Raw genomic sequence first — 24,583 nt, forward strand, 5'->3', positions numbered from 1 at the left:
AATTATTTCTTTTTAAGTTCACTATCTATTAATGCTTTTAGATCTTCCAATTCTTCTTTAGTTAGTTGTGTCTCTTGTGTAAAGAAGGATGCAAACTGACTAGCGCTATCATTAAAAAAGTTTTTTATGAGTCCGTTTACATGCTTAGAAAAATAATCTTTCTTTTTTACTAAGGGGTAATATTCTCTTGATCTCCCTAGCGTTTTATACGCTACGAACCCTTTGTCTGTCATCCTTTTTAGTAATGTTGCTATTGTAGTGGTGGCGGGTTTGGGGTCCTCGTAAGTTGCTAACAAATCTTTCATGAGAGCAGTTTTCTGCTTCCATAGTATATTCATTAATTCTTCTTCGGATTTTGATAGCTGCATATATCTTCTATTTAATATAGTGTTCTACAAACATGGAATAAATATTTTAATTCTACATGTGTAGAGGTGTTTTTTTAGAACAAAAAAAAATCCATTCGTTTAAGAATGGATTTTATAAATAGCGTGTTATATTTTATATTGACTACTCTGTATCTTTTTTAAAGTAAGAAGCATATATTCCATAAAGAACTACAAGAGCAAGCAAGCCTAGTACTATTTTTCCACCGATGCGGTCAAAAAATGATGCCGACGCGGTTTCTGGAATTTCAACTTTTGCAAGAGCTGCAATTTCAATTAATTGTTCAGGAGTTAATTCTACATAAGTGTCATCATCTACATATCCTGTAATAACAACTTCTGTATTACTATAAGGCAACCAAACAATATGGCTAATGGTGTACATTTTTCCAATATCAAAATACGTACCGTCTTCTAGTTGAAATTCTTCGGTATCCGGTAAGTCGAGGATTTTGATTATTTTGTCCTCATCACCGTAAGGAATAGGAATTCCTACTCTGGCAATAGCTGCATTTATTCCTAAAAATAGAAGTCCGACTGTAAATAATGTGCTTAATTTCATTGGTTTGTTATTTATATTAGAGCTGTAAATTTATAACTAATAATCGCAAAATTTTGGTTTATAGTATAAATCATTATGTATTTCGTCGAATATATGCTGTTATTTTTTTTGTAAATACTATTCAAAAATAGTATTTGTAGTATTAGATAGGTATAAAGTACGCCTACTCTCGTCAATTTTTTTAAGTTTGCAGGGATAAAAATTTAAAAAACATGAGCATACTAGAAGAATTGATAGAAAGAAGCGGAAATAAATGTGAGTTATGTACGTCAACAGCTGATTTGCAGGTATATGAAGTTCCGCCAGTTTCTATAAGCGGTGTAGATAGTAGTCTTTTAGCCTGTGGTGTTTGTGTAGATCAGATAGAAAACCCAGAAAATACAGACCCTAATCATTGGAGATGTTTAAACGATAGCATGTGGAGTGAATATGACACAGTTAAGGTAGTAGCATGGAGAATGCTATCTCGTTTAAAAGGAGAGGGCTGGCCTAAAGATTTGCTTGAAATGATTTATTTAGAAGATGAAACACTAAAGTTTGCCAAAGCTACCGGCGAAGGATTGGCGGAAGCGGATAAAATTATCCATAGAGATGTGAATGGGGTGATTTTGGAAAATGGGGATAGTGTTGTTTTGATAAAAGATTTGAAAATCAAAGGTTCTAGCCAGGTTGCAAAACAGGGAACAGCTGTTCGTAAAATATCTTTAGATCGTGAGAATGCAGAATTTATAGAAGGTAAAGTTGGCCCTACAATGACCGTAATTATTACAAAATTCGTAAAGAAACTATAAGTATTTGCGTTAGGGATAGCAGTGTAAAGCCCACAACCGTTTTTACGGTGAGGACTTGAAACGTATAGCCCGGACCTTTAGGTAACGTCATAAAAAAAGTCCGTTTTCATAAGAGAACGGACTTTTTTATTTTAATTATTTTTTCTTAGGATTGTGCTTTTGCTTAATCCGAACAAAAATTAATTTATTTTTGCTCTTTGAATTTTCACGTTGTTCCAATTCAAAAATATCAATAGACTTAATTAAAGGGGTAAGCTTATCAAAGCCATAATTCCTGGAATCGAAATTAGGCTGTTTCTTTTGTAATAAACTCCCGACATCGCCTAGAAAAGCCCAACCATCATCATCTGAAACATCTGCGATTGTAGTTTTTATAAGCTGTATATCTTTTCTCGTAATTTTATCTACGGTGTCTTTGGTGCCATCTTTTTCACTATCATTTTCTGGGCTCTCTATTTTTGATTTCAGAATTTCAATATAGATAAATTTATCACAAGCAACAATAAACGGATTTGGTGTTTTTTTCTCTCCGATTCCGATAACTTTCATACCTGCTTCTCGTAAACGAGTTGCAAGTCTGGTAAAATCACTATCACTGGAAACCAAACAAAAGCCGTTTACTTTTTCTGAATATAAAATATCCATGGCATCAATAATCATGGCAGAATCTGTAGCATTTTTACCTGTGGTATAGCCATATTGCTGAATGGGAGTTATAGCATTCTCCAACAATAGATTTTTCCATTTGGTTAAATTAGGCTTGGTCCAATCGCCATAGATTCTTTTAATGGTTGGGTTGCCATACTTTGCAATTTCTTCCATCATTTCTTTTACTTGAGCAGAAGGAATGTTGTCGCCATCAATAAGCACTGCTAAATTTATATTTGAATCCATTGTATAGTTTTTTACGGTATTAGTTACTAGTTCTACGTTTTATTTTTTAAATAACTCGGTATAATACTTATAAAAATAAGGAATAGTTTCTATTCCTTTTAAATAATTCCATACTCCAAAATGCTCATTAGGGGAGTGGATGGCATCACTATCTAAACCGAAGCCCATAAGGATAGTTTTACTATTTAATTCTTTTTCAAAAAGCGCTACAATAGGAATACTACCGCCACTACGTTGTGGGATGGGTTTTTTTCCAAAAGTTGTTTCGTAAGCTTTTGATGCTGCTTGATAGCCAATTGTATTTATAGGTGTTACGTACCCTTGACCGCCATGGTGTGGTTTTACAAGGACTTTTGCACCTTCGGGAGCAATGCTCTCAAAATGTTTTTTAAATAACTCGGTAATTTCTTTCCAATCTTGGTTGGGTACTAAGCGCATAGATATTTTTGCGAAAGCTTTACTTGCAATAACCGTTTTAGCACCTTCGCCAGTATAACCGCCCCAGATTCCGTTTACATCAAGTGTTGGTCTTATAGAGTTGCGTTCGTTAGTAGTATACCCATTTTCGCCATAAACAGCATCAATATCCAATGCGTCTTTATAATTCTCTAGACTAAAAGGAGCCTTTGCCATTTCTGCACGTTCTTCTTTAGAGAGTTCTTCTACCTTATCATAAAACCCAGGAATAGTAATATGGTTGTTTTCATCGTGTAAACTAGCAATCATCTTCGTAAGAATATTGATAGGGTTGGCAACAGCGCCACCATATAAACCAGAATGCAAATCGCGGTTTGGTCCGGTAACTTCTACCTCTACATAACTTAAGCCACGTAAACCTGTGGTTATAGAAGGTACGTCATTAGCGATCATGCCTGTATCTGATATTAATATAATATCATTGGCAAGTTTCTCTTTATTGTTTGCTACGAAAATTGCTAAGTTGCTACTACCAACTTCTTCTTCGCCTTCAATCATGAATTTTACATTACAAGGAAGTTGGTTTGTTTTTACCATATATTCCATTGCTTTTACATGCATATACATTTGACCTTTATCATCACAAGCACCACGAGCAAAAATTGCTCCTTCAGGATGTTTGTCTGTTTTTTTGATGACAGGTTCGAACGGAGGAGAGGTCCATAAATTGATTGGATCTGCCGGTTGAACGTCATAATGACCGTAAACAAGTACGGTTGGAAGGTCAGAATTTATGATTTTTTCACCATAAACGATCGGATAGCCATCTGTTTCGCAAATTTCTACAGCATCACATCCAGCTTCTGTTAATGCTTTTTTAACGGCATCTGCTGTATCTAAGACATCTTGCGTAAATGCAGTGTCTGCACTAACTGACGGCATTTTTAGGAGGTCTATAAGTTCTGAAATAAAGCGTTCTTTGTGTTCGGAAATGTAATTTTTTATTGCTTCCATTTGTTGTTTTTAGTCGACTATAAAGCTACAAAAAAGAAGTTTTTTCAAGTAAGTATTTCTAAATTGAATTTTTACTTTATATTTGCACTCCTTTAGCGAAACAAATAGAAATATTTTAAGAGCCAAAAGGAAGTTTTTTGAAAGTATGGAGTTCTCAAAATATCGAGATATACACCTAATGAAGTGAAAAAAATGCAGGCGTGGTGGAATTGGTAGACACGCTAGACTTAGGATCTAGTGCCGCGAGGTGTGAGAGTTCGAGTCTCTCCGCCTGTACAGAGTAAAAAGCCTTTCGAGAAATCGAGAGGCTTTTTTTATTTCTTCTGTTTAATTTTTGATTTTTCTTCTACAATAATTGATTTTAAACAACATTATTTTCTATTCTGAAGCGTAATTATCCTTTATAGAAGAGCAGAAATGCCGCTTTTTTAAAATTTAACTATTTAGTTTTAATTGCTGCGTCCTCAATAATCATAGGTCTTTACTGTTGATTTGGGAATATTAGATTGCGAAAATTAAATAGCTGATAATGTTTTTTAAAAATTAAGAATAAAATAACATATATTTGGAACACCAGTTTGGTTCACCAGTTTGGTGCACCAATAAGGAGGACTCAACTTCTTTTATTAATTAAAATGAAATTTTAGATGAAATTAAAAATTAAACTAATGGCAATGATCGTATTGGTCTTCAATATGTCATTATTTGCACAAGATGGATACGTGTTATCCGGAACAGTATTAGATGGGGCAAATATGCCAATCCCAGGTGTAAATGTACTAGTTGCAAATTCTACAACGGGTACGGCTACAGATTTTGATGGTATCTTTCAATTGAAAGTTAAACGTGGAGACGTACTTAAGTTTTCTTACATAGGCTACGTTACGCAATCGATTTCGATTACAGATCAACAAACGATCTCTGTTGTTATGGCAGAAGATGCTAGTCAACTTGAAGAAGTGGTCGTTGTAGGATATGGCTCTCAGAAAAAAAGTGACATTACTGGAGCAGTTTCTTCAGTAAAGTCTGAAGACCTAAATGCATTTCCTTTAGCAAATGCAGAACAGGCATTACAAGGGCGTGCTGCCGGTGTAGTAGTGCAATCTAATAATGGTGGTGAGCCTGGAGCTCCTATATCAATAAAGGTGAGAGGTAATACTTCTATTGGAGCAAACAGTGGCCCTCTCATTGTTGTAGATGGTTTTGTGGGCGCAACAATGCCACAGGCTAATGACATTGAGTCTATGGAGGTGTTAAAAGATGCTTCAGCAACAGCTATTTATGGTTCTAGAGGTTCTGGAGGAGTTGTTTTGGTAACTACAAAAAAAGGCAAGAATGGTAGGTTGTCCGTAGAGGTAAATACGAGTTACTCTTCTCAAAGTACTGCAAATAGATTAGATTTATTGAATGCAGACGAGTTTGCAGCGTATCAGCAATCTTTCCGTACATATGAACAAGGAACAGCAAATACGGATTGGCAGGATGAAATTTATCAAACAGGAAGTACTGCTAATCATCAGTTTTCTTTTTCGGGTGGTAGTGAAAATATAAATTTTTATGCTTCTGCAAATTATTTTAAACAAGATGGAATTATAGTTAATTCTGATTTTGAAAAATTAACGTTCCTATCTAATGTAGACGCACAAGTAACTGAAAAGTTAAAATTAGGTATGAATATTTATGGTAGTAGAGGAACTAAAAATGGAGTGCTTACGCAGTCAACAGGTGATACCGCAAATGGAGGAGGAGATGATGTTATTTCATTAGCATTTAGATTTACTCCAGATAGAGGCATCTACAATACAGATGGTACTTTTACTCAGAATTCTGTGGGTGACGGTATTGAAAATCCATGGGCTGTTGCTAATGAATTAATAAATGAAACTAAATCAGATAACTTCAGAACTAATTTGTATGCAAATTATGATATTTTAAAGAACCTTAGCTTTAAAACTACATTTGGTTATAGTACGCTTAATGAGACTGTAGGGCAATTTAAGCCGCAAACTTTTAAACTCTCAATTGGATATGCAAGCTTGGATAATAAAAGAACTACAAATCTTTTAAGTGAGAACTACTTAACATACAATGCTGAAATAGGAAAAGGTAATTTAACTTTATTAGCAGGTTATTCTTATCAAAAGCAAAATACAGTTTATTTTGGTGCACTTACTCAGGAGCTTCTTTCTGATGATTTTCTTTTCTATAATTTAGCGGCAGGTCAACTTCAAACTCGTAGAGTTGAATCGTATTTTTCTGAATGGGAAATTCAATCGCAATTCGGGAGATTAAACTACGATTTTGATGATAAATATTTATTAACTGCAACAGTGAGACGTGACGGAGCTTCTAACTTTGCAGAAAATGAGAAATATGCAATTTTCCCATCTGGGGCATTGGGTTGGAAAATATCTAATGAAGAGTTTTTAAAGGGTAGTAAAACGGTTTCTAACTTAAAATTAAGAGCTAGTTATGGGGTAACAGGTAATCAGGCAATTTCGCCATACCAATCTTTGTCACAACTATCTATAACACCTTCAACAGACGTAAATACAGATCCGTCAGTTTCAGTTGCTCAGGAGGCTAATCCTGATTTAAAATGGGAATCATCGTATCAAACTAATTTAGGTTTAGATTTAGGTTTGTTTAGTAATAGAATTTCACTTTCACTTGATTATTATAATATCGATACAAAAGATCTTTTATTAGAAACAGCGGTTTTACCGGCATATAGTGGCGCTGTAGATTTAGAAGTTTATTCTAACGTTGGAGAAATTAATAATAAAGGTTTTGAAATTTCTTTAAGTACAAAAAATATTTACACGGATAATTTTAGTTGGACGACAGATTTCAATTGGGCTGCAAATAGAAATAAGGCAGTTAAGTTGAATAATGGAGATATCATCGATGGGGCGGCACCAAGTTATTTTTCTTCAGGAAAAGATACATATATTCTTAGAGAAGGTGAAGCGATTGGATTATTCTGGGGTCATGATTACCAAGGAGTTTATCAAGGTGGGAGTGTGCCAGAAGGTACTGCTCTTAAAGAATCGTATAACCAGGCAGGAGATCCTTTGTTTGTTGATGTTAATTCTGACGGCGTAATTAATGCAGATGATTTAAAAACAATAGGTGATCCTAATCAAGATTTTACTTTTGGGGTTACTAATAATTTTAGTTATAAGAATTTAGATTTAAATATCTTTTTTCAAGGTGCTGTAGGGGGCGAAATTTTAAACCTTACCAATGTACAATTGTATAACGGTGATTCAAATGCTCTTACAGATATTCAAAATGCATGGACACCAACAAATACAGAAACAAATATACCTTCTGCAAAAATTAGAGATAGAGAAATTTCTTCACGTTTTGTAGAGGATGGTAGTTATGTAAGATTAAAAAATATAGCATTAGGATATAATTTTCCTTCAGATGTAGTTGAAAAGTTAGGATTAGACAATCTTAGGTTAACACTAAGTGGTCAGAATTTATTGACATTTACAAAGTACTCTGGTTTAGATCCTGAAGTTAGCTACTTCGGTGGTGGAGGTGGAAGTACAGGATCGGGGAACGTAGTTCAAGGACATGACTTTGGGAACTACCCAACTGTTAAGTCTGTGAATTTTAGTCTTAATTTAAAATTTTAATCGATAATTTAAAAAATAATATATAATGAAAACATATAAATATTTATTCTTATTGCTAGGATTATCAATGGTGGGATGTTCAGATTTAGAAGAATCGCCTATTACTGAATTTAGTCCGGAAAGCTATTTTAGCTCTTTGAGTTTAGAGCAAGTAGAAGGATTTACCAGTGGTGCATATGCACACATGGTTCATAGAAATTTTATGTCAAGAGAAATGGCTCAGGTGCTAATGTTTCGTAGTGATATGATAGCTATAGGTAGAACAGGTGATCAAGATAGAATTGAAAATGACAACTTCACTGTGCAAGCTAGTAATGCATTAATAGGAGGAGGTAGTAATTCTTATTGGCCTAAAGTGTATCAAATTATTGGTGCGTCTAATGAGGCGATTAAAGCAGGTAAATTGTTAGAAGGTGAAGATGAAGCTGTTCTAAATGAAGTTATAGCAAGAGCACGTTTTGCAAGAGCGTTTGCATACTTCCATTTAGTTAGACAATTTGGGGATATTCCATATTTAGATGATGATACATTATTGTCAGATGCTGCTCTGGCTCCGAGGACTACAGCAGCGGAAGTATATGTAAATATCATTGCCGATTTAGAGTTTGCAAAGGAGTGGTTACCAAATACACAAGTTTCAAGAGCTATACCAGCAAAATCAGCAGCCAGTGCTTTTTTGGCAGATGTGTATTTAACATTAGGTGATTTTTCATTAGCTTATGCAGAGGCCAAAGAAATAATAAATAATGAGAGTATATATAATTTAGGTTTAGAACCAGATTTTCAAAGTTTATTTAATAGTGACAAAAGTGATATTTCTATAGAGCCAATTTTTTCATTACATTTTACAGGTACAGCTGATGGAGATCAAGGCAAAGATTATCAAGCAGCTTTTACAGGTATTAGAACTGATAAACAATATATTGCGGCTAGCGGAGACTCTGTTGATGGAGGTTGGTCAGGAGAAGTGCCAGCTTTAGCAGTATATACTACATGGGATTCTAATGATTACAGGAGAGCAGTAAGTTTTGATGATAAAGCAATTATCGGAGGTGTTGTAAGAACTTATGAAACCTTTACTATCGGTGATGGATCAGCTGTGAATCGTCCGCATGTAGCAAAATATACACGTATGGGGAATGGAACCTCTACAGATCTCAATCATAGAGCGTCAAAATCTAATTACTATATGATGAGGTATGCTGATGTATTAATGATAGGAGCAGAAGCAGCAAATGAACTAGGGTTCACTGCTGATGCAGAGCTTTGGGTAAATAGGGTTATGGCTAGGTCTAGAGCTGGTGGAATTATTACAGGGGGGATTAATGATGGAGCTGTATTTGCAGAAAGTACAGTTCCTGCAGATCTTTCGGGGCTATCACAAGATGCTTTTAGAACTAGAATTTTAGATGAAAGAAGATTAGAATTTGCATTTGAAATGAAAAGATGGTATGATATTGTTAGAAGAAAATTGGGGGCAACAGCATTTGGTCCTAATGGTTTGGAATCAGAAGTGTCTACGGAATCTGGAGTAGGACCAGGTCCAAAGTCATTCAATCCAAGTCGTGATTACTTGCTTCCAATACCTCTTTCGGAAATACAGATAAACCCAAATTTAACACAAAATGTAGGGTATTAAAATATAACTAAATATAGTTTGAGTTGACTATGTTAGTTTTTTTGAGTTAATTTTAAGAATTTACTGGTCTAAACTTTAGATCAGTAAATTTTTTCAGTTTAAAGAGTAGGGGTAATTATTGTTGGGTTTTATAATTAGGTTTCAATTATTTAAGCATTTCCAGATGAAGTTGAATAGAATAAGAGTAAATGATAGTATTGATGATCAGAATGCAATTATCTCTAAGATTAAAGAGTTTATTCTTTACAAGAATTTAGAGCCTGGTGATAAGTTACCTTCAGAAAGAGAATTGTCTGAAAAGTTTAATGTAAGCCGAAGAAACGTTAGAGAGGCTATTGCTAAACTAGAACGTTATGAGCTGTTAAAATCCATTCCTAAAACAGGAACTTTTATTGCAAATATTGGACAGGTAGCTTTAAAGGGAATCATGGAAGGTGTTGTTGAGTTAAAACAACAAGATTTTAAATCCTTAGTAGAAACAAGATTAATGTTAGAAGCCCAAACTAGTTTTTTGGCAGCTCAAAGAAGAACGGAAGATGATTTAGAAAATATTGAGGCAGCTTTAAATTTGTATAAGGTTAAGATGATAAAAAGAGAGGATGCTTTAGAGGAAGATTTGCTTTTTCATTTAGCCATTGCGAAAGCCTGCGGTAATAGTACACTTAATGCTTTGATGTTGCAAATTACCCCTAAGATTATTTCTGTTTTTGAAAAAATAAGGGTTTGTGATGAAGATGGCTTTATGCGAGAAGTGAATCAACATGAAGTAATTTTTAATGCAATAAAAGATAGCAATTCTCAGCTTGCGGTACGTGCCATGGAAGAGCATTTTAAGATGCTAAAAGACTTTTGTAATGAAATTAGATAGCACTTAGAGTTTTATGTTCTTAAAATTCTCAAAATAGATTGTTCTTAATTCTGAATTAGTACTTTATTATAGTTAAGGGAGAGCATTTTTAATGCATAGCGTTTTCCAAGTTCTCTAACGCCTTCAGAATCAAAATGGGTTCTATCTGATTTTGCGCTGCATCCTTTAGAAGAAATGACGTGGGCCGTAGGAATACTTTTTGGCAAGGTCTGTATGATGGTATTCATTTCGCTTAATAAACCATTTTGTTCCTTATGTACAACTTCACCAGCTAATAAGGGAACTTGGTTTGCTTTTAAAGATAAATCTTTAAGCATGTTTCGGTATATCTTTTTTACGTATTTAGGCCATTTGGTATCACCATTATTTGTTTCGCCTTGGTGTAATAAAATACCTTTAATTATCCCTTTTTTTTGACCTTTTTTAGCTAAATCTATTAGGTGTTGGTAAGGATTTCCTCCATAATCTTTAATTTTATTTTTAAACCAATCCTCAGGGTATGTATCTGTAAATTTTTGATATTTCTTTTTATTAAATAATCTTATGTCAGAGCCACCTACGGCAACATTGATAACAGCAATTGTGATGCTGTCGGGAAGATTTTGTATCATATTTTTTCCAAAATAATCTGCAGGTGATAAGCCGGTATAACATTGAGTAAGTGGTGCAGTGGCGGCGTACCAATTTCCTTTTTTTCGATTTAAATTTTCGCAATCTAACGACTGGAGCATTTGAAAACGAGTATTGGTAATGGTGTCTTGAGGCTCTATAGCCGCAGAACCTTCCATGTTAGATTGGCCAAAACATATGTAAATATGGAAATTAGGGTCAATTTTTTCCACTTGCTTAGTACTATCATTATAGGTAAAGATTGTTCGCTTTAGAATGGTTGTATTGCTATTGCCATAACAGATGGGGGTAGCAAAGAGTATGCTTAAGTAAACAATTGTTTTTTGAAGGTATCGTTTCGGATTCATGTCGGATTGTTTGTGTTGTTATGTGAAGTAGATAAATTCAAATGTATAAGTATTCAAAAACTAATACTTTGTAATTTGTGCTGAATCCTAATAGTATTTTAGTGTTTTGTAATCAGTTTTTGTTGATCTCTAAAATAACTTGGAGTATATCCCATTTTTCGTTTAAAGGTTCTGTTGAAGTTTGAAATGTTGTTAAAGCCACTGTCATAGCAAATTTCATTAATAGAGCGTTCTGTTTCTATTAGAAGTCTAGCGGCATGCCCTAGTCGTAGGTCACTAACGTAATCGGAAAATGAGGAATTAGTGCTTCTTTTGAAGAAATGGCTAAAAGCAGATTCTGACATATTTATTAAGCTTGCTACATCTTTTAGAAGTATTTTTTGATGTAAGTTTTCTTTAATATAAGTATTCACTTTTTCTATTCTGCGACTTTTGTGAATGGTATAGTGGTCCACGTATGAGTGACTTGCTAGTGTTTTAGTATTGCGAGCAATAGATAAGTCATATAAGATAGATAGAAAATTTAGTAAGGAATCAAAATCTTGTGATTCGGATAAACGTAATATTTTTGGCTTTAAAACTGATAGCGTTTCTTTTGAAAATAAAATTCCTCTTTTAGATTTCTCTAAAAGGAGTCTGATAGGTAGCATGAGTTTTCTGTTTAGTGCTAGTTCTGATAAGAATTTCTGATGAAATTGAACGGTAACCACATGGGCTTTTGTGTTTTCGTCTTCTCCGGTCCAAGCATGTGGTGTATTAGAGCCAACCAACACCAAATCACAATCAGTGTATTCTTGTATGGAGTCTCCTATAATTCTTTTGCCTGTAGAGTTTAGGACCAAGTTAAGTTCTAGTTCTGGGTGAAAATGAATCGGAAAATCAAATTTAGCAGAATGATGATTTAATACAATAAAGAAATCATCTTCAGATATAGGTACTAATTCTCTTAAAATACGCGCTTCTTTGTTCATAAAAGTATCATAGGGTGTTTTCTCAAAATAAGATATAAAATATATTAAATTATAAATTTATAGTCTTAATAATTATCAAATTAAATAAAAATAACTGTAAAACATCTTATATTTTTTCATTTAATAGTGTCATTTTGTTTATTTAAGACAGGTTTTTCATATAAGTATCATTAATCAACATGATTTACAAAATTAAGGTTAAGGATATGTTATTCTTTTGTAAACAACTTAATTACTAACTAATTAAACTTATGAACTAATGAAATATGAATTTCAAAAAAGCATAATTTTTATTGTTTTCTTAATTTTTGGCTTCTCTGGGGTTGCACAAATTAAGGTAACCGGAACAGTAAAATCTAACGACGGAATTCCTTTGCTTGGTGTAACCATTATGGAAAATGGTTCTGCTACAAATGGAGTAACAACAGATTTTGATGGGAATTTTTCTATTGAAATGAACAATCTTAATACTGAACTCGTAGTTTCTTATATAGGTTTTGTAACACAGACTATTTCTGTAAACAGTAGTGCTGCAATAACGGTTATTCTTGAAGAAGATCTTGAGCAGCTTTCTGAAGTTGTTGTTGTAGGATATGGTTCTGTTAAGAAGAGCGATTTAACGGGATCTGTAACTTCTGTTGAAATGGCTAACATCCCATCAAAACCATCAAATTCTATAGATGGCTTATTGCAAGGTCAAGTGGCTGGTGTGCAAGTTATCGCAGCTTCAGATACTCCAGGGGCGGGCGCAGTTATTAGAATTAGAGGGGGTAGTTCTTTACGCGGTGGTAATGATCCTCTTGTTGTAGTGGATGGTTTTCCTATTGGGTATGCCGGAGATTTAAAGCAAATATCTCCTCAAGATATTGCCTCAATGGAAGTGTTAAAAGATGCATCTGCTGCCGCTATTTATGGTTCTAGAGGAGCTAATGGTGTCATTATAATAACTACAAAAAAAGGAGCAAAACACAGTACCGAAGTAACCGTTTCCCAACAAAATACATTTACCAGGTTTACGTCCGATTTGAATTTATGGAGGGATCCAGTTTTAATGGCTGAGCTAAGTAACGAGAGCAGAACTAATGGTGGTTTTACACCAGTTTATATTGGTTCTAGAGATGCAAATGGGGTGTATTACCCTTCTGTAGGGGAGCTTAAAAATGGGGATTGGTCTTACAATACACGTTGGGATGATGTCGTTTTTCGTGATCCAGTATCTAATAATACCAATCTAGCTATACGGAGTCAGACAGATAGAACCCAATTTAGTTTAAGTACAACCTATTACACGAATGAAGGGGTTTACATAGAGGATGATTATGAGAAATTGAACATTAACCTTAATGTTACTCATAAAATTTATGATGATAAAGTTACCATTGGAGGAAATGTTATTTACTCTAAAGGAAATAGAAATAATAATGGAGGACTGGCATATTGGCGTAATCCTATTTTTCCAGTTTATTTGGAAGGAAATCCTTCTAATGATTATTTTTTAGCCGGGTCACAAGATTATTCACACCCTACTGCATTAACTGAAAATAGAACGAATAAAAATAAGTTTTTAGATTTTATTGGTTCTGCTTTTGTAGAGATTCAATTTATTCCAACTTTAAAATTAAAAACCCAAGTAAACCATAAATTTGGTCGTTCTATTACAGATTATTATAATCCTAAAAGATATACAGAGGATGGTACTTTTAATAACGGTTCTGGAGGTGTTAATAATTGGGAAAGTAGTGAAACCGTTGCGGAAACGTTCTTAACGTTTAACGATATGTTTAAAGAGAAACATAGCTTTACTGCAATGGCAGGTTTCTCATACCAAGGATATGAGGCTAGAACTTCTGATTTGAGAGCCTATGATTTTTTAAATGAATCTTTAGGGAATGGTAATCTTGCTGCAGGTAATCCTGAAAAGCAATCTGTAGCGAACAGCTTATCTGAAACCGTGATGTACTCTGGTCTTGGTCGTTTAAATTATTCTTATGATGATAAATATTTAGCAACATTTACCGTGCGTACCGATGGTTCTTCAAAATTTGGAGCGAACAATCAGTGGGCGATGTTTCCTTCTGGTGCGTTAGGTTGGAAGTTGCATAAGGAGAGCTTTATTGAAAATTTAAATGTTTTTGATGAGTTTAAACTTCGCGCTAGCTACGGTATTTCTGGTAATCAAGGTATTTCTCCTTATTTAATTAATAGTAGGTACGGACAAGATCAATACTATGTAAACGGTCGTTGGCAAACAACGATTGGCCCTGGTTACGTAGTGGGTCAAGATAGTCAAAGTGGTAAGAAAACCTGGGGTGGTATTCCTAATCCAGACTTAAAATGGGAGACTACAGCACAATTTAATATAGGAGCTGATATTGCCTTTTTAAATAATAGAGTAAAAATCACAGCAGATTACTATAAAAAATCAACCTCAGATTTATTACGCGAGCGTTTACTTTCTCCTTCTTCTTCTTATGATAAAATTTGGGTTAATGATGGTGAAATAGAAAACCAAGGGGTAGAAGTAACTTTAGATGGTACTATGGTTAATAAAGAAGATTGGGGGCTAAACGGAATGTTCATTTTCTCTAGAAACAAAAACAAAGTAGTTAGCCTAGGAGACGCTGTATCATCTGGTTTAAATACCGATGCTTTAACTGGGGTTAAATATGAATTTTCTGGAAATCAAGTTGAAGCTTTTCGTGCTATACCAAACATCTTAGCTATTGGGCAACCTATAAATGTTTTTTATGGTTATAAGGTAGCTGGTATTATACAGTCTGAGGCCGAAGGTTTGGCTGCGGGACTAACGGGTGATTTGGCACAACCGGGAGAATTTAAATATAGAGATTTAAATGAGGATGGAGTTATTGATGAGAATGACCGTGCTATAATTGGTAACCCTAATCCAGATTTTATAGCAAGTTTTAATCTTAATGCGCGCTATAAGAATTTTGACTTCTCGCTTTTCTTTAACAGTAGTATTGGTCAAGATATTTTTAATACGAAAGCATTTAGCGAGCCAAGCAATACACCCTTACGTTGGACGCAAGATAACACAACAAACAATTACCCAAGTTTAAGAGATGGCCGTACTGTTTATATGTCAGATTGGTTTATAGAGAAAGGAAGTTTTTTACGCTTACAAAACCTTTCTGTAGGCTATACTGTAAAAGACCTAAAAACGGCATGGCTTAAAAAAGGTAGAATTTTTATGAACGGAACAAACCTATTCACCATAACAGATTTTAAGGGTTATGATCCTGAATTAGGCGGAGACGGTATTTATTGGGGAGGTTATCCTAAGTTAAGAAACTGGACCTTAGGCGTAGAACTAACCTTTTAAATTCAGTTAAAATGAAAACATTTACAATAATAAACGAATTGAAAATGAAGCACTTTAAAAAATTAATAGTAGCGCTCGCTCTTGTTGCGGGTGTTACTTCTTGCGAAAGCTTAGATGTAGAACCTACCGGTTTTTATTCCGATGAAAATTTCTATAAAACTATAGAAGACGCAGAAGCATCTATTTTATATGCTTATGACGCACTTACACTTGTTAGTTATGCTCCTGTAACATATTACTTTACAGAATTAGCATCAGACAACTGTAATGTAAAGGCAGACGAAGGTGCAGATGCGCAAGCATTTGTAAACTGGGAGGTTACTGCTCAAAACCAATTATTAACACAATATTACAGATCTATTTATATTGCTGTAAATCGTGCCAATGCTGTTATAGAAAATATAGAAGGCAAAGGGTTTAACCCAGAAGACGAAAAACGCATTTTAGGTGAGGCCTTATTCTTAAGAGCTTATAACCATTTTAATGCCGTAAAAGCATTTGGTTTAGCACCATTACAAAAATCTTTAATTGATAAGTTAGATGAAACAACAGCTACATTACCTGCAGATATGCAAGAGGTTTATGCTTTTTTAATTGAAGATTTAACTAGAGCAATAGACAATTTAGAGGTAAACAGAGTTGCAGGTCGCGCAGATAAAGTAGCTGCACAGGCATTACTTTCTAAAGTGTATTTATTTGCTGCTTCTGCAAAAGAAAGTGGGGTTCCTAAGTATAATACCATTACAGAAAGTGTAGATAATTTATATACTAAATCTGCAGAGTATGCTGGTATGGTTTTAAATAATCAAGGTGAATATAGTCACGATATGGATCTTCAAAACATTTACAATGTAGATACTCCTAACGGTCCAGAACATATTTTTATTTTATCATTAGATAGGTCTGGCACACAAGAGGGAGATTATTCTAAATTATCAAAATACTTTATTCCTTATATAGATGGCGCTACAGTATATCTAAAAAATACAGATGATACTTTTTCTCCAACACACGATGGGTGGAGCGTTTTTCAAACTTCAGATAAATTATTTGCGTCTTATGAAGCTGCAGACAAACGTAAAACCGATTTGTTTGTTTCTGAAGTATATGATCAAAGTGGTGCCGCTATTGGCTCTGTTGCAGATGGCACGGTAATTTATCCTTTCACTAGAAAATATATAGATCCTAAGTTCGAGGGTGACAAAACAAGCACAAGACCGTATTTAATTCGCTACTCAGACATACAACTGGTATATGCAGAGGCTACTGCCAATGCAGATGGCTTAGCACAATACAACCAAATTAGAAATAGAGCCAATGCTACAGAATTAGCTAGTATTGGTGGTTTGTCTAAAGCCGATTTTAGAAAACTAATTGTAGCAGAACGCCAAAGAGAACTTGCTTACGAAGGAGACCGCCTATGGGATCTTAGACGTACAAATACGGTACAAAGTAATGTTACAAAAGCAGCTGGCTTATCTCCAGATGCAGTAGCTTTTTACCCTATTCCGCAACGTGAGATAGATTTAAATCCAAACATCAACTAAACTAAAGCATAATGAAAAAATTATATAACATATACTTTATAGTACTGGCATTGTTTTTTGTTGCTTGTACAGAAAACCCTCTTGAAGATGTAGAGGGCACAGATTGGCAAAAAGATCGTAATGTGGTTTCTATTTTAGTCGAAGGCCAAATAGGAACAGCAATTATAGAACGTAATTTTGACGATGCAAAAATTAAAATCTATGCCAAAGTTGAGAACATAGCTGACTTAGCAAATGTGGAAATTAAAAACATCGCGTTTTCATATGGAGCTAGCTCTGCAAATGAGAAAGGCACAACCTTAGATTTAAGCAGCGGTACAGCTACAATTGCTGTTGCATCTGGCGCAGGAGAAAGCTTAAGCTGGGAGGTTTCTTTATTACCTTTTAAATCTGACTTAGAAGGTACTTGGTACATTGGTAATGTTAGTATGTATTGCGATATGTTTACCTGGGAAAGCTGGGGATGGGAAAAATATGTTCAGATTACAGATTATTTACCAGAATTAAACCCTGAGTTAGACAACGAAATTATTTTTACCGTAGAAGGCGCAGATGCCAAAGGAAACCCTTTTGGTAACTACGAGCACAATGCAGGTAGTGATGGCCTTTTTGGCAGCTATACAGATGCTGCTAAAGGATGGGATTTTAATTCTAGATTCCGAAAAATACCAACAGGTAATGGTACTTGGTTACGAGATTTTGAACGTAATAAAGTTATAATTACTGATGCTAATAAAGTTGAATACGAGCTAGATTTAGAATTGCTTACGGAAACTAATGAGGTTACGCTAAAAACAGAAGTTCCTTATTTAGTAGATAACTTTAGTTGGACAGATACCGATTGGAGTTATGAAGAATTAGCACATATGTCCAATTCAACTTGGTATACATTGACTAAAGAACGTGTGTTACAAACAGGTAATAGTATTACTGGCCTAACAGTCAAAGACCAAGATGGTGATACGCAAATAGATGGCGACACTAAAGAAATTACAGTTACTATTTTGGATAATGGCGCAAATTTAGCAGCCATAGAACTTACTGGCTTAGACTTGTCTTACGCTGCAACAGCTGATACTAGTGTTGGTAGCACTTTAGATTTTTCAACAGCAAATACGACTACTATAAATGTTACTTCAGAAACTGGAGAAAGTGCAAGCTGGACCGTAAAAATTCTAGTAAAATCTGACTTAGATGGCACCTATTCTAATCCATCATCTCTAATCTATGTAAACCAAGAGTACGGTAGTGATTACAGCAAAAATATTAGCGATGATTTTACAAGTGCTAATTTAGAATTTGATAACGAAATTGTTGTTGTAAGCGAAGGCTATAATGGTGACAGACCTAACGGAAAAATAACAAATAACGCTGGCGCGGATGGCGTTTACGGAGATTACAACCACGCAGATGCGGATGTAGACTTAAATGCTAAACTTAGACATTTGTTACCTGCTGGCGAATCTTACTTTGAGATAGATTTAGCTACAAATACAATGTACATAGGCACTTCTAAAGACGATCTTACCTCAGAAGCTAAAATGTTGGCTACCGACACGGGAATTACACTTCAGTTTACACTTGCTTACAGAGAGCTAGAGCCTAATTGGAGCTACGGAAACTATGATAATTACATGTGTTGGACGTATCAATACGAGATTAATTTAGACAAACAATAGTTCTTTTATCGAATTAAAAAAAACAAAAAAATGACAGTAAAAAATATATTCGCCGCTGTATTACCAATGTTACTTATTGCCGCAAGTTGTGACGATGAAGAACCAGCATTTACTTCTCTAGAAAAAAATAGAGAAGTAGTAATTACAGAAGAATTGGTTTCTACAGACTTTGTGGGTAACGGTGCGCAATGGGGAGGTTATGAAATGACACCAACTTGGCTAGGAACAGAAACACTTAGCGATGCGGATTGGAACACTTTATTTAATCGTATAGATTTTATGCGCCCTCCGTTTTTAAGAATAGTAACAAATCCTGCGTGGTCTTATGACAATAATGGCACCTATGACGAGACAACAAAAACGGTTTCACTTTTTAAAATGTTAGACTACGCAAAAGACCGAAATATAGAAATTACGTTTGGTGAATGGGGGCATAGTTCTACTGATGATATTAGCACTATAGACATGGGTTGGATTCAAAACTCTGTGAAATTCTTAAATCATTTAGTAAATGAAAAAGGGTATACAAATATTAAGACTATAAATATTATTAATGAGCCAAATGGCGACTGGTCTAGTACAAAAGGGGATTACAATATTTGGAAAAATGTACAACTAGCGTATTTAGAAGAAATAAAAAAATACAGCTTGGCAGATCTAAAAGTTATGGGGCCAGATATTGCAGTTTTTAACACTGCTAGTCAGACAGATTGGTTTACAAAAACGGAAGCAGATTTAGGAGATAATGTTGGTTTGTATGACATTCACGTATACCCACAGCAGCAATTAATTCGTAGTGGAGAATTTGCTCAAATGCTTAGAGCTTATAAAAAAGAAACTCCTGCAGACAAGCGTATTGTTTTAGGTGAAATAGGTTTTAAATACACAGAAGTAGATGCGCAATTAAAACAGGAAAACGAAGAAGCAATTGCGAATGACCCGTATGCTGGTGAAGATTCTAATATGATGATTTACAAAGCATTTTACGGTATAGATATGGCAGATGCTTTAATACAAGCAATGAGAGAAGGGTACTCTGGCTCTTTAGTTTGGAATATGGATGATGCTATGTATAATAGCCCTGATAACGGAGATTACCAGTCTGATAAATTAAAACGTTGGGGGTTCTGGAACATCTTAGGAGAAGAACATACGGGTAATGCTGCGGACGAAGCTATAAGACCATATTTCTACCCTGTATCTTTATTAACACGCTTTTTCCCTGCTGGTAGTGATATTTATAAGGTAAACCTACCAAACAAAAAAGGATTACGTGCTGTAGTAGGTACTTACAATGGCAAACAAACAATAGCAATTGTAAACTCGCACTACACTACATATGAGCTAGAATTAAAGTCGGACTTCCTAGGTGCTATTACAGCAAATAAATACAGTTACAAGTCTAAAGCAGATGGTTCTTTTACAGGTACTGTAGATGCTGATGGATTTGCTGTTCCATCAGAAAATAATATGAATTTAAACTTTGCTGAAGGTGTAAAAATGACATTAGAAGGGGAGTCTTTTATTCTATTCACAAATATGGAATAAGTTCAAGATAGGATTGAAAATATAAATTAAGAATAAGGAAATATAAATTAGAATGAATACTGTAGAAGAAAACAAAACAGGGTTATTACGCCTTAAAAAACACCAAAACAACCCAGTTTTAAGTCCAAATCCAGAAAACGACTGGGAAAGCTTAGTAGTTTGTAATCCTGGAGTTTGGTATGAAGAAGGTACCTTTTATATGCTTTACAGAGCAGCAGGTAATGATAAAGAGCACCAAATACGCTTTGGCTTAGCAACTAGTACAGATGGAGTTAACTTTACACGTACTTCAGATAAACCTGCTTTTAGTCCAAGTATCGATGGTCCAGATATGGGCGCAGTAGAAGATCCTAGAATTGTAAAATTTGGATCAGAATTTTATATTACTTATGCGTACAGGCCCCATCCTCCAGGACAATATTGGAATTTTGATCACGATGAAATTTTAGTACCAGAATGTGATGTAGATGCACCTTTAGTTTTAAAAAATAACATTGCAAACTCTGGTTTGCTTTTAACTAAAGATTTTAAAAACTACAGGCGTTTAGGAAGAATTACACAAAGTAATTTAGACGATAGAGATGTTATACTTTTTCCTGAAAAAATAAACGGGAAATTTGCAATGCTACACAGACCAAAAGAATGGGTAGGCGAAGAATATGGTTGTGATAAGCCTGCTATTTGGCTTCGCTATTCTGATGATTTAATGGTTTGGGAAGAACCAAGCACATTACTGCTAGCAGGAATAAATGGCACTTGGGAAGAGAAAATTGGTGGCAGCACGCCGCCTTTAAAAACTAAAGATGGTTGGTTAATTATTTACCATGGTGTAGAGAATGGCGGATTAGGATATTACCGTGTTGGGGCAGCACTTTTAGATTTAGAAAATCCTACAATTGTAAAGTCTAGGCTAACTAATTGGATTATGGAACCAGAACACGATTATGAAATTGATGGCTTTTATAAAGGCTGTGTTTTTCCAACAGGAAATATGATTATTGATGATACTTTATATGTATATTATGGTGCTGCAGACAGGTATGTTGGCTTGGCAACTTGTCGTATTGATGAATTATTAAATGAATTAAAGAATGCTTAAAAAGCAACTATTTAACTACATAATACTCCTTATCTTTTTACCGTTAGCATCTTGCCAAACGGTAAAAAAGACTGAGTTAGTTAAAATTGAAGCCGATAAAATTATCTCTAGCGAGTTTATTGGCAATGGCATAGAGTGGTCTGCGTACCCGCACGCAGATGCAGATGATGCAGAATGGGGTTTATTAATGACTGATAAAAAATGGGAAACCGTTTTTAAAAGGTTAGACTATATGAAACCTAAAATTGTGCGAGTTTTAGATCAGGCAAATTGGAGGTATTTAGAAGGCATTGATAAAGATGGTTCCCCTATTTTAAATTTTGAAAACCAGGAAATGCACGCTTTATACAAGCTGCTAGATTACTGTGAAAAAAATAATATAAAAGTTATTTTGGGTGAATGGGGGCAGCCCTATAAAGTGCATGATACACACCTAAAAATGCAAAATACGTTTACGGGTGCTACAGATCCAAAATGGTTAAATAGTATTGCACAACATGTAGATTACCTAGTAAATACAAAAGGGTATACCTGTATTAAATATTACAATTTAGTAAACGAACCTAATGGTTATTGGTCTTCTATAGATGGTAATTGGAACGAGTGGAAACTAGGTGTTAAAAAGTTAGATAGTGCTTTTGTATCTAAAAAACTAAAAACACCAGTACACGTAATAGGTCCAGATGCTACGCCATTTAACAACGAAAAATCTAAGTATACAGGTGCAGAATGGGCAAAAGAATCGGTTTTACAATTAAACGATGTTTTAGCTGCCTACGATGTTCACGATTATCCTACTAAAGAATTTGTACGTTCTGGTGATTTTGAAAAACACTACACCGCAATGATTTCTTTTGCTGATAGCGTTGCTAGAAAGCCCTTTATTTTAGGAGAAATAGGGTTTGAAAAATACGTAGAGAGCAATATAAAAAGGTACGAAGCAGATCCGTTTGCAAGTCCAGATAGTCAATTATCAATTTATGATTATGACTATGGTGTAGATATGGCAGATGTTTTAGTGCAATCTATGAATAGTGGTTTTGATGCGGTAATCGCTTGGGGATTAGATGATGCTATGCACACTAATGGCGATACAGGAGAAAAAAATCAGCTTAAGAAATGGGGAATGTGGAATATTCTTGGCAAAGAACTAACTGGCGATGTCAAAGAGGAAGACATAAGACCTTGGTTTTATACGTGGTCTATTTTAACAAGGTATTTTACAAACGATATGAAAATTGTAAAAACTACCGGATTAGACATAAACAAAGTACGTATGGTAGCTGGTTGGTCTGCTAGTAATGATGTTACATTTTCAGTTGTAAATAACAGTGATAAAGAAGCTACATTCTATTTAGAAACTGAAAATCTTAAAAATAAAAGCTTTAAAAAGTACAGCTACAGCGAAAATAACAGACCTGTAGACAGTAATAACTTTCCTAAAGCAGTACAAAATAATCTAAGTTTTACATCGGGAACAGAACAAATAACTATTCCTGCAAAAAGTGTATTACTTTACACAACCTATAACTATTAATTTATGAGTAATTTAAGTTATATAGATCTTACAGTTCTTGTTCTCTATATCATTTTTATAATATGGTGGGCTTTAAAAAATGGAAAGAGCAAAGATTCTGACGCCTACTTTTTGGCTGGTAGAAATTTAACCTGGCCAATGGTTGGACTATCTTTGTTTGCCGCAAGCGTTTCTAGCTCTACCTTAATGGGGCATTCTGGCGAGGGTTTTATTAGCGGTATTGCAGTGTTTAACTACAACTGGATATCTGTTTTAATAATGGTCTTTTTTGCAATGTTCTTTCTTCCGTTTTATATAAAATCTGGAATTTTTACAATGCCAGAATTTTTAGAACGCAGATTTGACGGCAAGTCTAGAACCTATTTTTCTTTTATTACCATTATAGGAAATGTTTTTTTAGATGCAGCCGCAACACTCTACACGGGTGCATTAATCATAAAAATGATTTTCCCGGAAGTAGAAATTATCTGGATTATTATAGGAATGGCCGCCGTTGCTGGTAGTTATACCATTATTGGTGGTTTATCTTCTGCTATTAATGCAGATATGATACAGGCCGCTGTATTAATTATTGGTTCTTCAATTTTATCGTTCTATGCTATTAGTAGTATTGGTGGCTGGGAATCTTTTATAGATAAATTTAACGATGGTGTTTGGTTAAAATTAACCAGACCTTTAGACGACCCTACAGTACCTTGGCTGGGAATGTGGGTTGGTATACCTATTCTTGGATTTTATTTTTGGGCAAATAACCAGGTAATGGTTCAACGTGTATTATCTGCAAAATCTATAGACCATGGTAGAAAAGGTGTACTTCTGGTTGGCTTTTTATACTTGTTTACATTATTCATATTTATTGTTCCTGGATTAATTGCTCGTGGTATAAACCTATTTGGAGTAGAGAATTTACCGCACGAATTAATTAGCGGTATAGACTTAAAAGAGAAATACGGAATTAATACCGATCAAGTTTATCCTAGATTAATTGTTAAGTTATTACCTGTAGGTCTTATTGGCATTATTTTATCTGCAATGATATCTGCGCTTACCTCAACCTTGAGTGCAACACTTAGTTCTGTATCAACCCTTTTTACTATGGATTTTTATAGTAAAATTGATAAAACAGCTAGTAGTTCAAAAAAGGTTAAAGTAGGTCAAATTACAGCTGTTGTTACCTTGGTAATTGCAGTTATTTGGGCACCATATATTCAGCGATTTGATTCGCTTATAGCTTATTATCAAGAAATAGTTTCTTATTTAGCACCACCAATTGTGGGTACATTTTTTATTGGTCTATTCTGGAAAAGAGCTAATGCAAAAGGAGCATTTAGCGGGTTAATGGCTGGTTTAGCTGTTGCTGCTGTCATTATGACGCTTAAGTATGTTTTAGGCGTAAAAATAAATATTCACTTTTTACTATTAGCGCCTGTATTGCTACTTATTAGTTTGGTAGTATCTATAATCGTTAGTTTAGCAACTGCACCGCCACCAGCAGATAAGGTTACCGGAAATACGTGGACAAAGCAAATTTGGATAGACGAAACCATAGAATTAAAAGGCATTGTTTGGTACAAGAATTTTAGAGTACAAGCTATTTTATTAGTTATAGCCTGTTTTGTTATGTATGGATTGTTTTATTAAATTCGTACAGTTGATTAGAGTTA

The 24,583-nt window shown here is 34.6% G+C and carries 17 protein-coding genes and 1 tRNA gene; 12 read left to right on the forward strand and 6 right to left on the reverse strand.

Annotated elements, in window-relative coordinates; all coding sequences use genetic code 11:
- Nucleotides 1–2 precede the first annotated feature (2 nt).
- The gene (locus CELAL_RS09910; protein WP_013550774.1) at nucleotides 3–368 is read right to left on the reverse strand and encodes a BlaI/MecI/CopY family transcriptional regulator; all 366 of its coding nucleotides are present in this window, start codon (nucleotides 366–368) and stop codon (nucleotides 3–5) included.
- 142 nt (nucleotides 369–510) lie between these two features.
- Nucleotides 511–948: a hypothetical protein gene (locus CELAL_RS09915; protein ID WP_013550775.1), complete on the reverse strand. Its 438-nt coding sequence runs from the start codon at nucleotides 946–948 to the stop codon at nucleotides 511–513.
- A gap of 212 nt (nucleotides 949–1,160) precedes the next feature.
- Here CELAL_RS09915 and CELAL_RS09920 point away from each other — a divergent pair, with 212 nt between their 5' ends.
- On the forward strand, nucleotides 1,161–1,739 hold the full coding sequence (locus CELAL_RS09920; protein WP_013550776.1) for a PhnA domain-containing protein: 579 nt from the start codon (nucleotides 1,161–1,163) through the stop codon (nucleotides 1,737–1,739).
- A gap of 135 nt (nucleotides 1,740–1,874) precedes the next feature.
- Here the strand turns inward: CELAL_RS09920 and CELAL_RS09925 are convergent, their stop codons facing one another.
- Both CELAL_RS09925 and CELAL_RS09930 read right to left on the reverse strand, forming a co-directional pair.
- A complete protein-coding gene (locus tag CELAL_RS09925) occupies nucleotides 1,875–2,633 on the reverse strand; it encodes an NYN domain-containing protein (RefSeq protein WP_013550777.1) in 759 nt (252 codons plus the stop codon).
- A gap of 39 nt (nucleotides 2,634–2,672) precedes the next feature.
- Nucleotides 2,673–4,064, reverse strand: coding sequence for a dipeptidase (locus CELAL_RS09930; RefSeq protein ID WP_013550778.1), 1,392 nt, complete (start codon nucleotides 4,062–4,064; stop codon nucleotides 2,673–2,675).
- A 194-nt stretch (nucleotides 4,065–4,258) separates the two neighbouring features.
- Between CELAL_RS09930 and CELAL_RS09935 the strand changes: the two genes are divergently transcribed.
- The 4 genes from CELAL_RS09935 to CELAL_RS09950 all read left to right on the forward strand — a co-directional run bounded on the left by CELAL_RS09935 (nucleotide 4,259) and on the right by CELAL_RS09950 (nucleotide 10,218).
- Nucleotides 4,259–4,340: transfer RNA gene (locus CELAL_RS09935), tRNA-Leu, on the forward strand.
- Nucleotides 4,341–4,711: 371 nt separating this feature from the next.
- Nucleotides 4,712–7,711, forward strand: a complete 3,000-nt coding sequence (locus tag CELAL_RS09940) for a SusC/RagA family TonB-linked outer membrane protein (protein ID WP_041557685.1) — start codon at nucleotides 4,712–4,714, stop codon at nucleotides 7,709–7,711.
- A 25-nt stretch (nucleotides 7,712–7,736) separates the two neighbouring features.
- Entirely contained in the window at nucleotides 7,737–9,350 is a 1,614-nt protein-coding gene (locus tag CELAL_RS09945; protein ID WP_013550780.1) for a RagB/SusD family nutrient uptake outer membrane protein, read from the forward strand.
- A 163-nt stretch (nucleotides 9,351–9,513) separates the two neighbouring features.
- Entirely contained in the window at nucleotides 9,514–10,218 is a 705-nt protein-coding gene (locus CELAL_RS09950) for a FadR/GntR family transcriptional regulator (protein WP_013550781.1), read from the forward strand.
- Nucleotides 10,219–10,262: 44 nt separating this feature from the next.
- Here CELAL_RS09950 and CELAL_RS09955 read toward each other — a convergent pair whose 3' ends face one another.
- On the reverse strand, nucleotides 10,263–11,195 hold the full coding sequence (locus CELAL_RS09955) for a sialate O-acetylesterase (protein ID WP_013550782.1): 933 nt from the start codon (nucleotides 11,193–11,195) through the stop codon (nucleotides 10,263–10,265).
- Between the two features lie 98 nt (nucleotides 11,196–11,293).
- Nucleotides 11,294–12,166, reverse strand: coding sequence for an AraC family transcriptional regulator (locus tag CELAL_RS09960; RefSeq protein WP_013550783.1), 873 nt, complete (start codon nucleotides 12,164–12,166; stop codon nucleotides 11,294–11,296).
- 259 nt (nucleotides 12,167–12,425) lie between these two features.
- On the opposite strand from CELAL_RS09960, the gene CELAL_RS09965 reads away from it, so the two are divergent.
- The 7 genes from CELAL_RS09965 to CELAL_RS09995 are packed head-to-tail and all read left to right on the forward strand — an operon-like array spanning nucleotide 12,426 to nucleotide 24,560.
- On the forward strand, nucleotides 12,426–15,509 hold the full coding sequence (locus tag CELAL_RS09965) for a SusC/RagA family TonB-linked outer membrane protein (RefSeq protein WP_013550784.1): 3,084 nt from the start codon (nucleotides 12,426–12,428) through the stop codon (nucleotides 15,507–15,509).
- Nucleotides 15,510–15,520: 11 nt separating this feature from the next.
- Nucleotides 15,521–17,056 carry a RagB/SusD family nutrient uptake outer membrane protein gene (locus tag CELAL_RS09970; protein ID WP_245529687.1) on the forward strand — a complete coding sequence of 512 codons (1,536 nt, stop codon included), beginning with the start codon at nucleotides 15,521–15,523 and terminating at the stop codon, nucleotides 17,054–17,056.
- Nucleotides 17,057–17,067: 11 nt separating this feature from the next.
- Nucleotides 17,068–18,735: a hypothetical protein gene (locus CELAL_RS09975; protein WP_013550786.1), complete on the forward strand. Its 1,668-nt coding sequence runs from the start codon at nucleotides 17,068–17,070 to the stop codon at nucleotides 18,733–18,735.
- Between the two features lie 30 nt (nucleotides 18,736–18,765).
- Complete coding sequence (locus tag CELAL_RS09980; protein WP_013550787.1) at nucleotides 18,766–20,283, forward strand: hypothetical protein; 1,518 nt, start codon at nucleotides 18,766–18,768, stop codon at nucleotides 20,281–20,283.
- A gap of 52 nt (nucleotides 20,284–20,335) precedes the next feature.
- On the forward strand, nucleotides 20,336–21,382 hold the full coding sequence (locus tag CELAL_RS09985; RefSeq protein WP_013550788.1) for a glycoside hydrolase family 130 protein: 1,047 nt from the start codon (nucleotides 20,336–20,338) through the stop codon (nucleotides 21,380–21,382).
- Complete coding sequence (locus CELAL_RS09990) at nucleotides 21,375–22,919, forward strand: hypothetical protein (RefSeq protein ID WP_013550789.1); 1,545 nt, start codon at nucleotides 21,375–21,377, stop codon at nucleotides 22,917–22,919. The genes CELAL_RS09985 and CELAL_RS09990 overlap by 8 nt, the downstream gene beginning before the upstream one ends.
- A 3-nt stretch (nucleotides 22,920–22,922) precedes the next feature.
- A complete protein-coding gene (locus CELAL_RS09995; protein WP_013550790.1) occupies nucleotides 22,923–24,560 on the forward strand; it encodes a sodium:solute symporter in 1,638 nt (545 codons plus the stop codon).
- Nucleotides 24,561–24,583 lie beyond the last annotated feature (23 nt).

This window comes from Cellulophaga algicola DSM 14237 (assembly GCF_000186265.1).
GTDB lineage: Bacteria > Bacteroidota > Bacteroidia > Flavobacteriales > Flavobacteriaceae > Cellulophaga > Cellulophaga algicola.

Bases quoted from the DNA above. Each gene is read 5' to 3' on its own strand.
- CELAL_RS09965 (WP_013550784.1), top strand. From the start codon at position 12,426: ATGAAATATGAATTTCAAAAAAGCATAATTTTTATTGTTTTCTTAATT.
- CELAL_RS09925 (WP_013550777.1), bottom strand. From the start codon at position 2,633: ATGGATTCAAATATAAATTTAGCAGTGCTTATTGATGGCGACAACATT.
- CELAL_RS09985 (WP_013550788.1), top strand. From the start codon at position 20,336: ATGAATACTGTAGAAGAAAACAAAACAGGGTTATTACGCCTTAAAAAA.
- CELAL_RS09975 (WP_013550786.1), top strand. From the start codon at position 17,068: ATGAAAAAATTATATAACATATACTTTATAGTACTGGCATTGTTTTTT.
- CELAL_RS09980 (WP_013550787.1), top strand. From the start codon at position 18,766: ATGACAGTAAAAAATATATTCGCCGCTGTATTACCAATGTTACTTATT.
- CELAL_RS09960 (WP_013550783.1), bottom strand. From the start codon at position 12,166: ATGAACAAAGAAGCGCGTATTTTAAGAGAATTAGTACCTATATCTGAA.
- CELAL_RS09945 (WP_013550780.1), top strand. From the start codon at position 7,737: ATGAAAACATATAAATATTTATTCTTATTGCTAGGATTATCAATGGTG.
- CELAL_RS09995 (WP_013550790.1), top strand. From the start codon at position 22,923: ATGAGTAATTTAAGTTATATAGATCTTACAGTTCTTGTTCTCTATATC.
- CELAL_RS09970 (WP_245529687.1), top strand. From the start codon at position 15,521: ATGAAAACATTTACAATAATAAACGAATTGAAAATGAAGCACTTTAAA.
- CELAL_RS09990 (WP_013550789.1), top strand. From the start codon at position 21,375: ATGCTTAAAAAGCAACTATTTAACTACATAATACTCCTTATCTTTTTA.
- CELAL_RS09915 (WP_013550775.1), bottom strand. From the start codon at position 948: ATGAAATTAAGCACATTATTTACAGTCGGACTTCTATTTTTAGGAATA.
- CELAL_RS09920 (WP_013550776.1), top strand. From the start codon at position 1,161: ATGAGCATACTAGAAGAATTGATAGAAAGAAGCGGAAATAAATGTGAG.
- CELAL_RS09955 (WP_013550782.1), bottom strand. From the start codon at position 11,195: ATGAATCCGAAACGATACCTTCAAAAAACAATTGTTTACTTAAGCATA.
- CELAL_RS09930 (WP_013550778.1), bottom strand. From the start codon at position 4,064: ATGGAAGCAATAAAAAATTACATTTCCGAACACAAAGAACGCTTTATT.
- CELAL_RS09940 (WP_041557685.1), top strand. From the start codon at position 4,712: ATGAAATTAAAAATTAAACTAATGGCAATGATCGTATTGGTCTTCAAT.
- CELAL_RS09910 (WP_013550774.1), bottom strand. From the start codon at position 368: ATGCAGCTATCAAAATCCGAAGAAGAATTAATGAATATACTATGGAAG.
- CELAL_RS09950 (WP_013550781.1), top strand. From the start codon at position 9,514: ATGAAGTTGAATAGAATAAGAGTAAATGATAGTATTGATGATCAGAAT.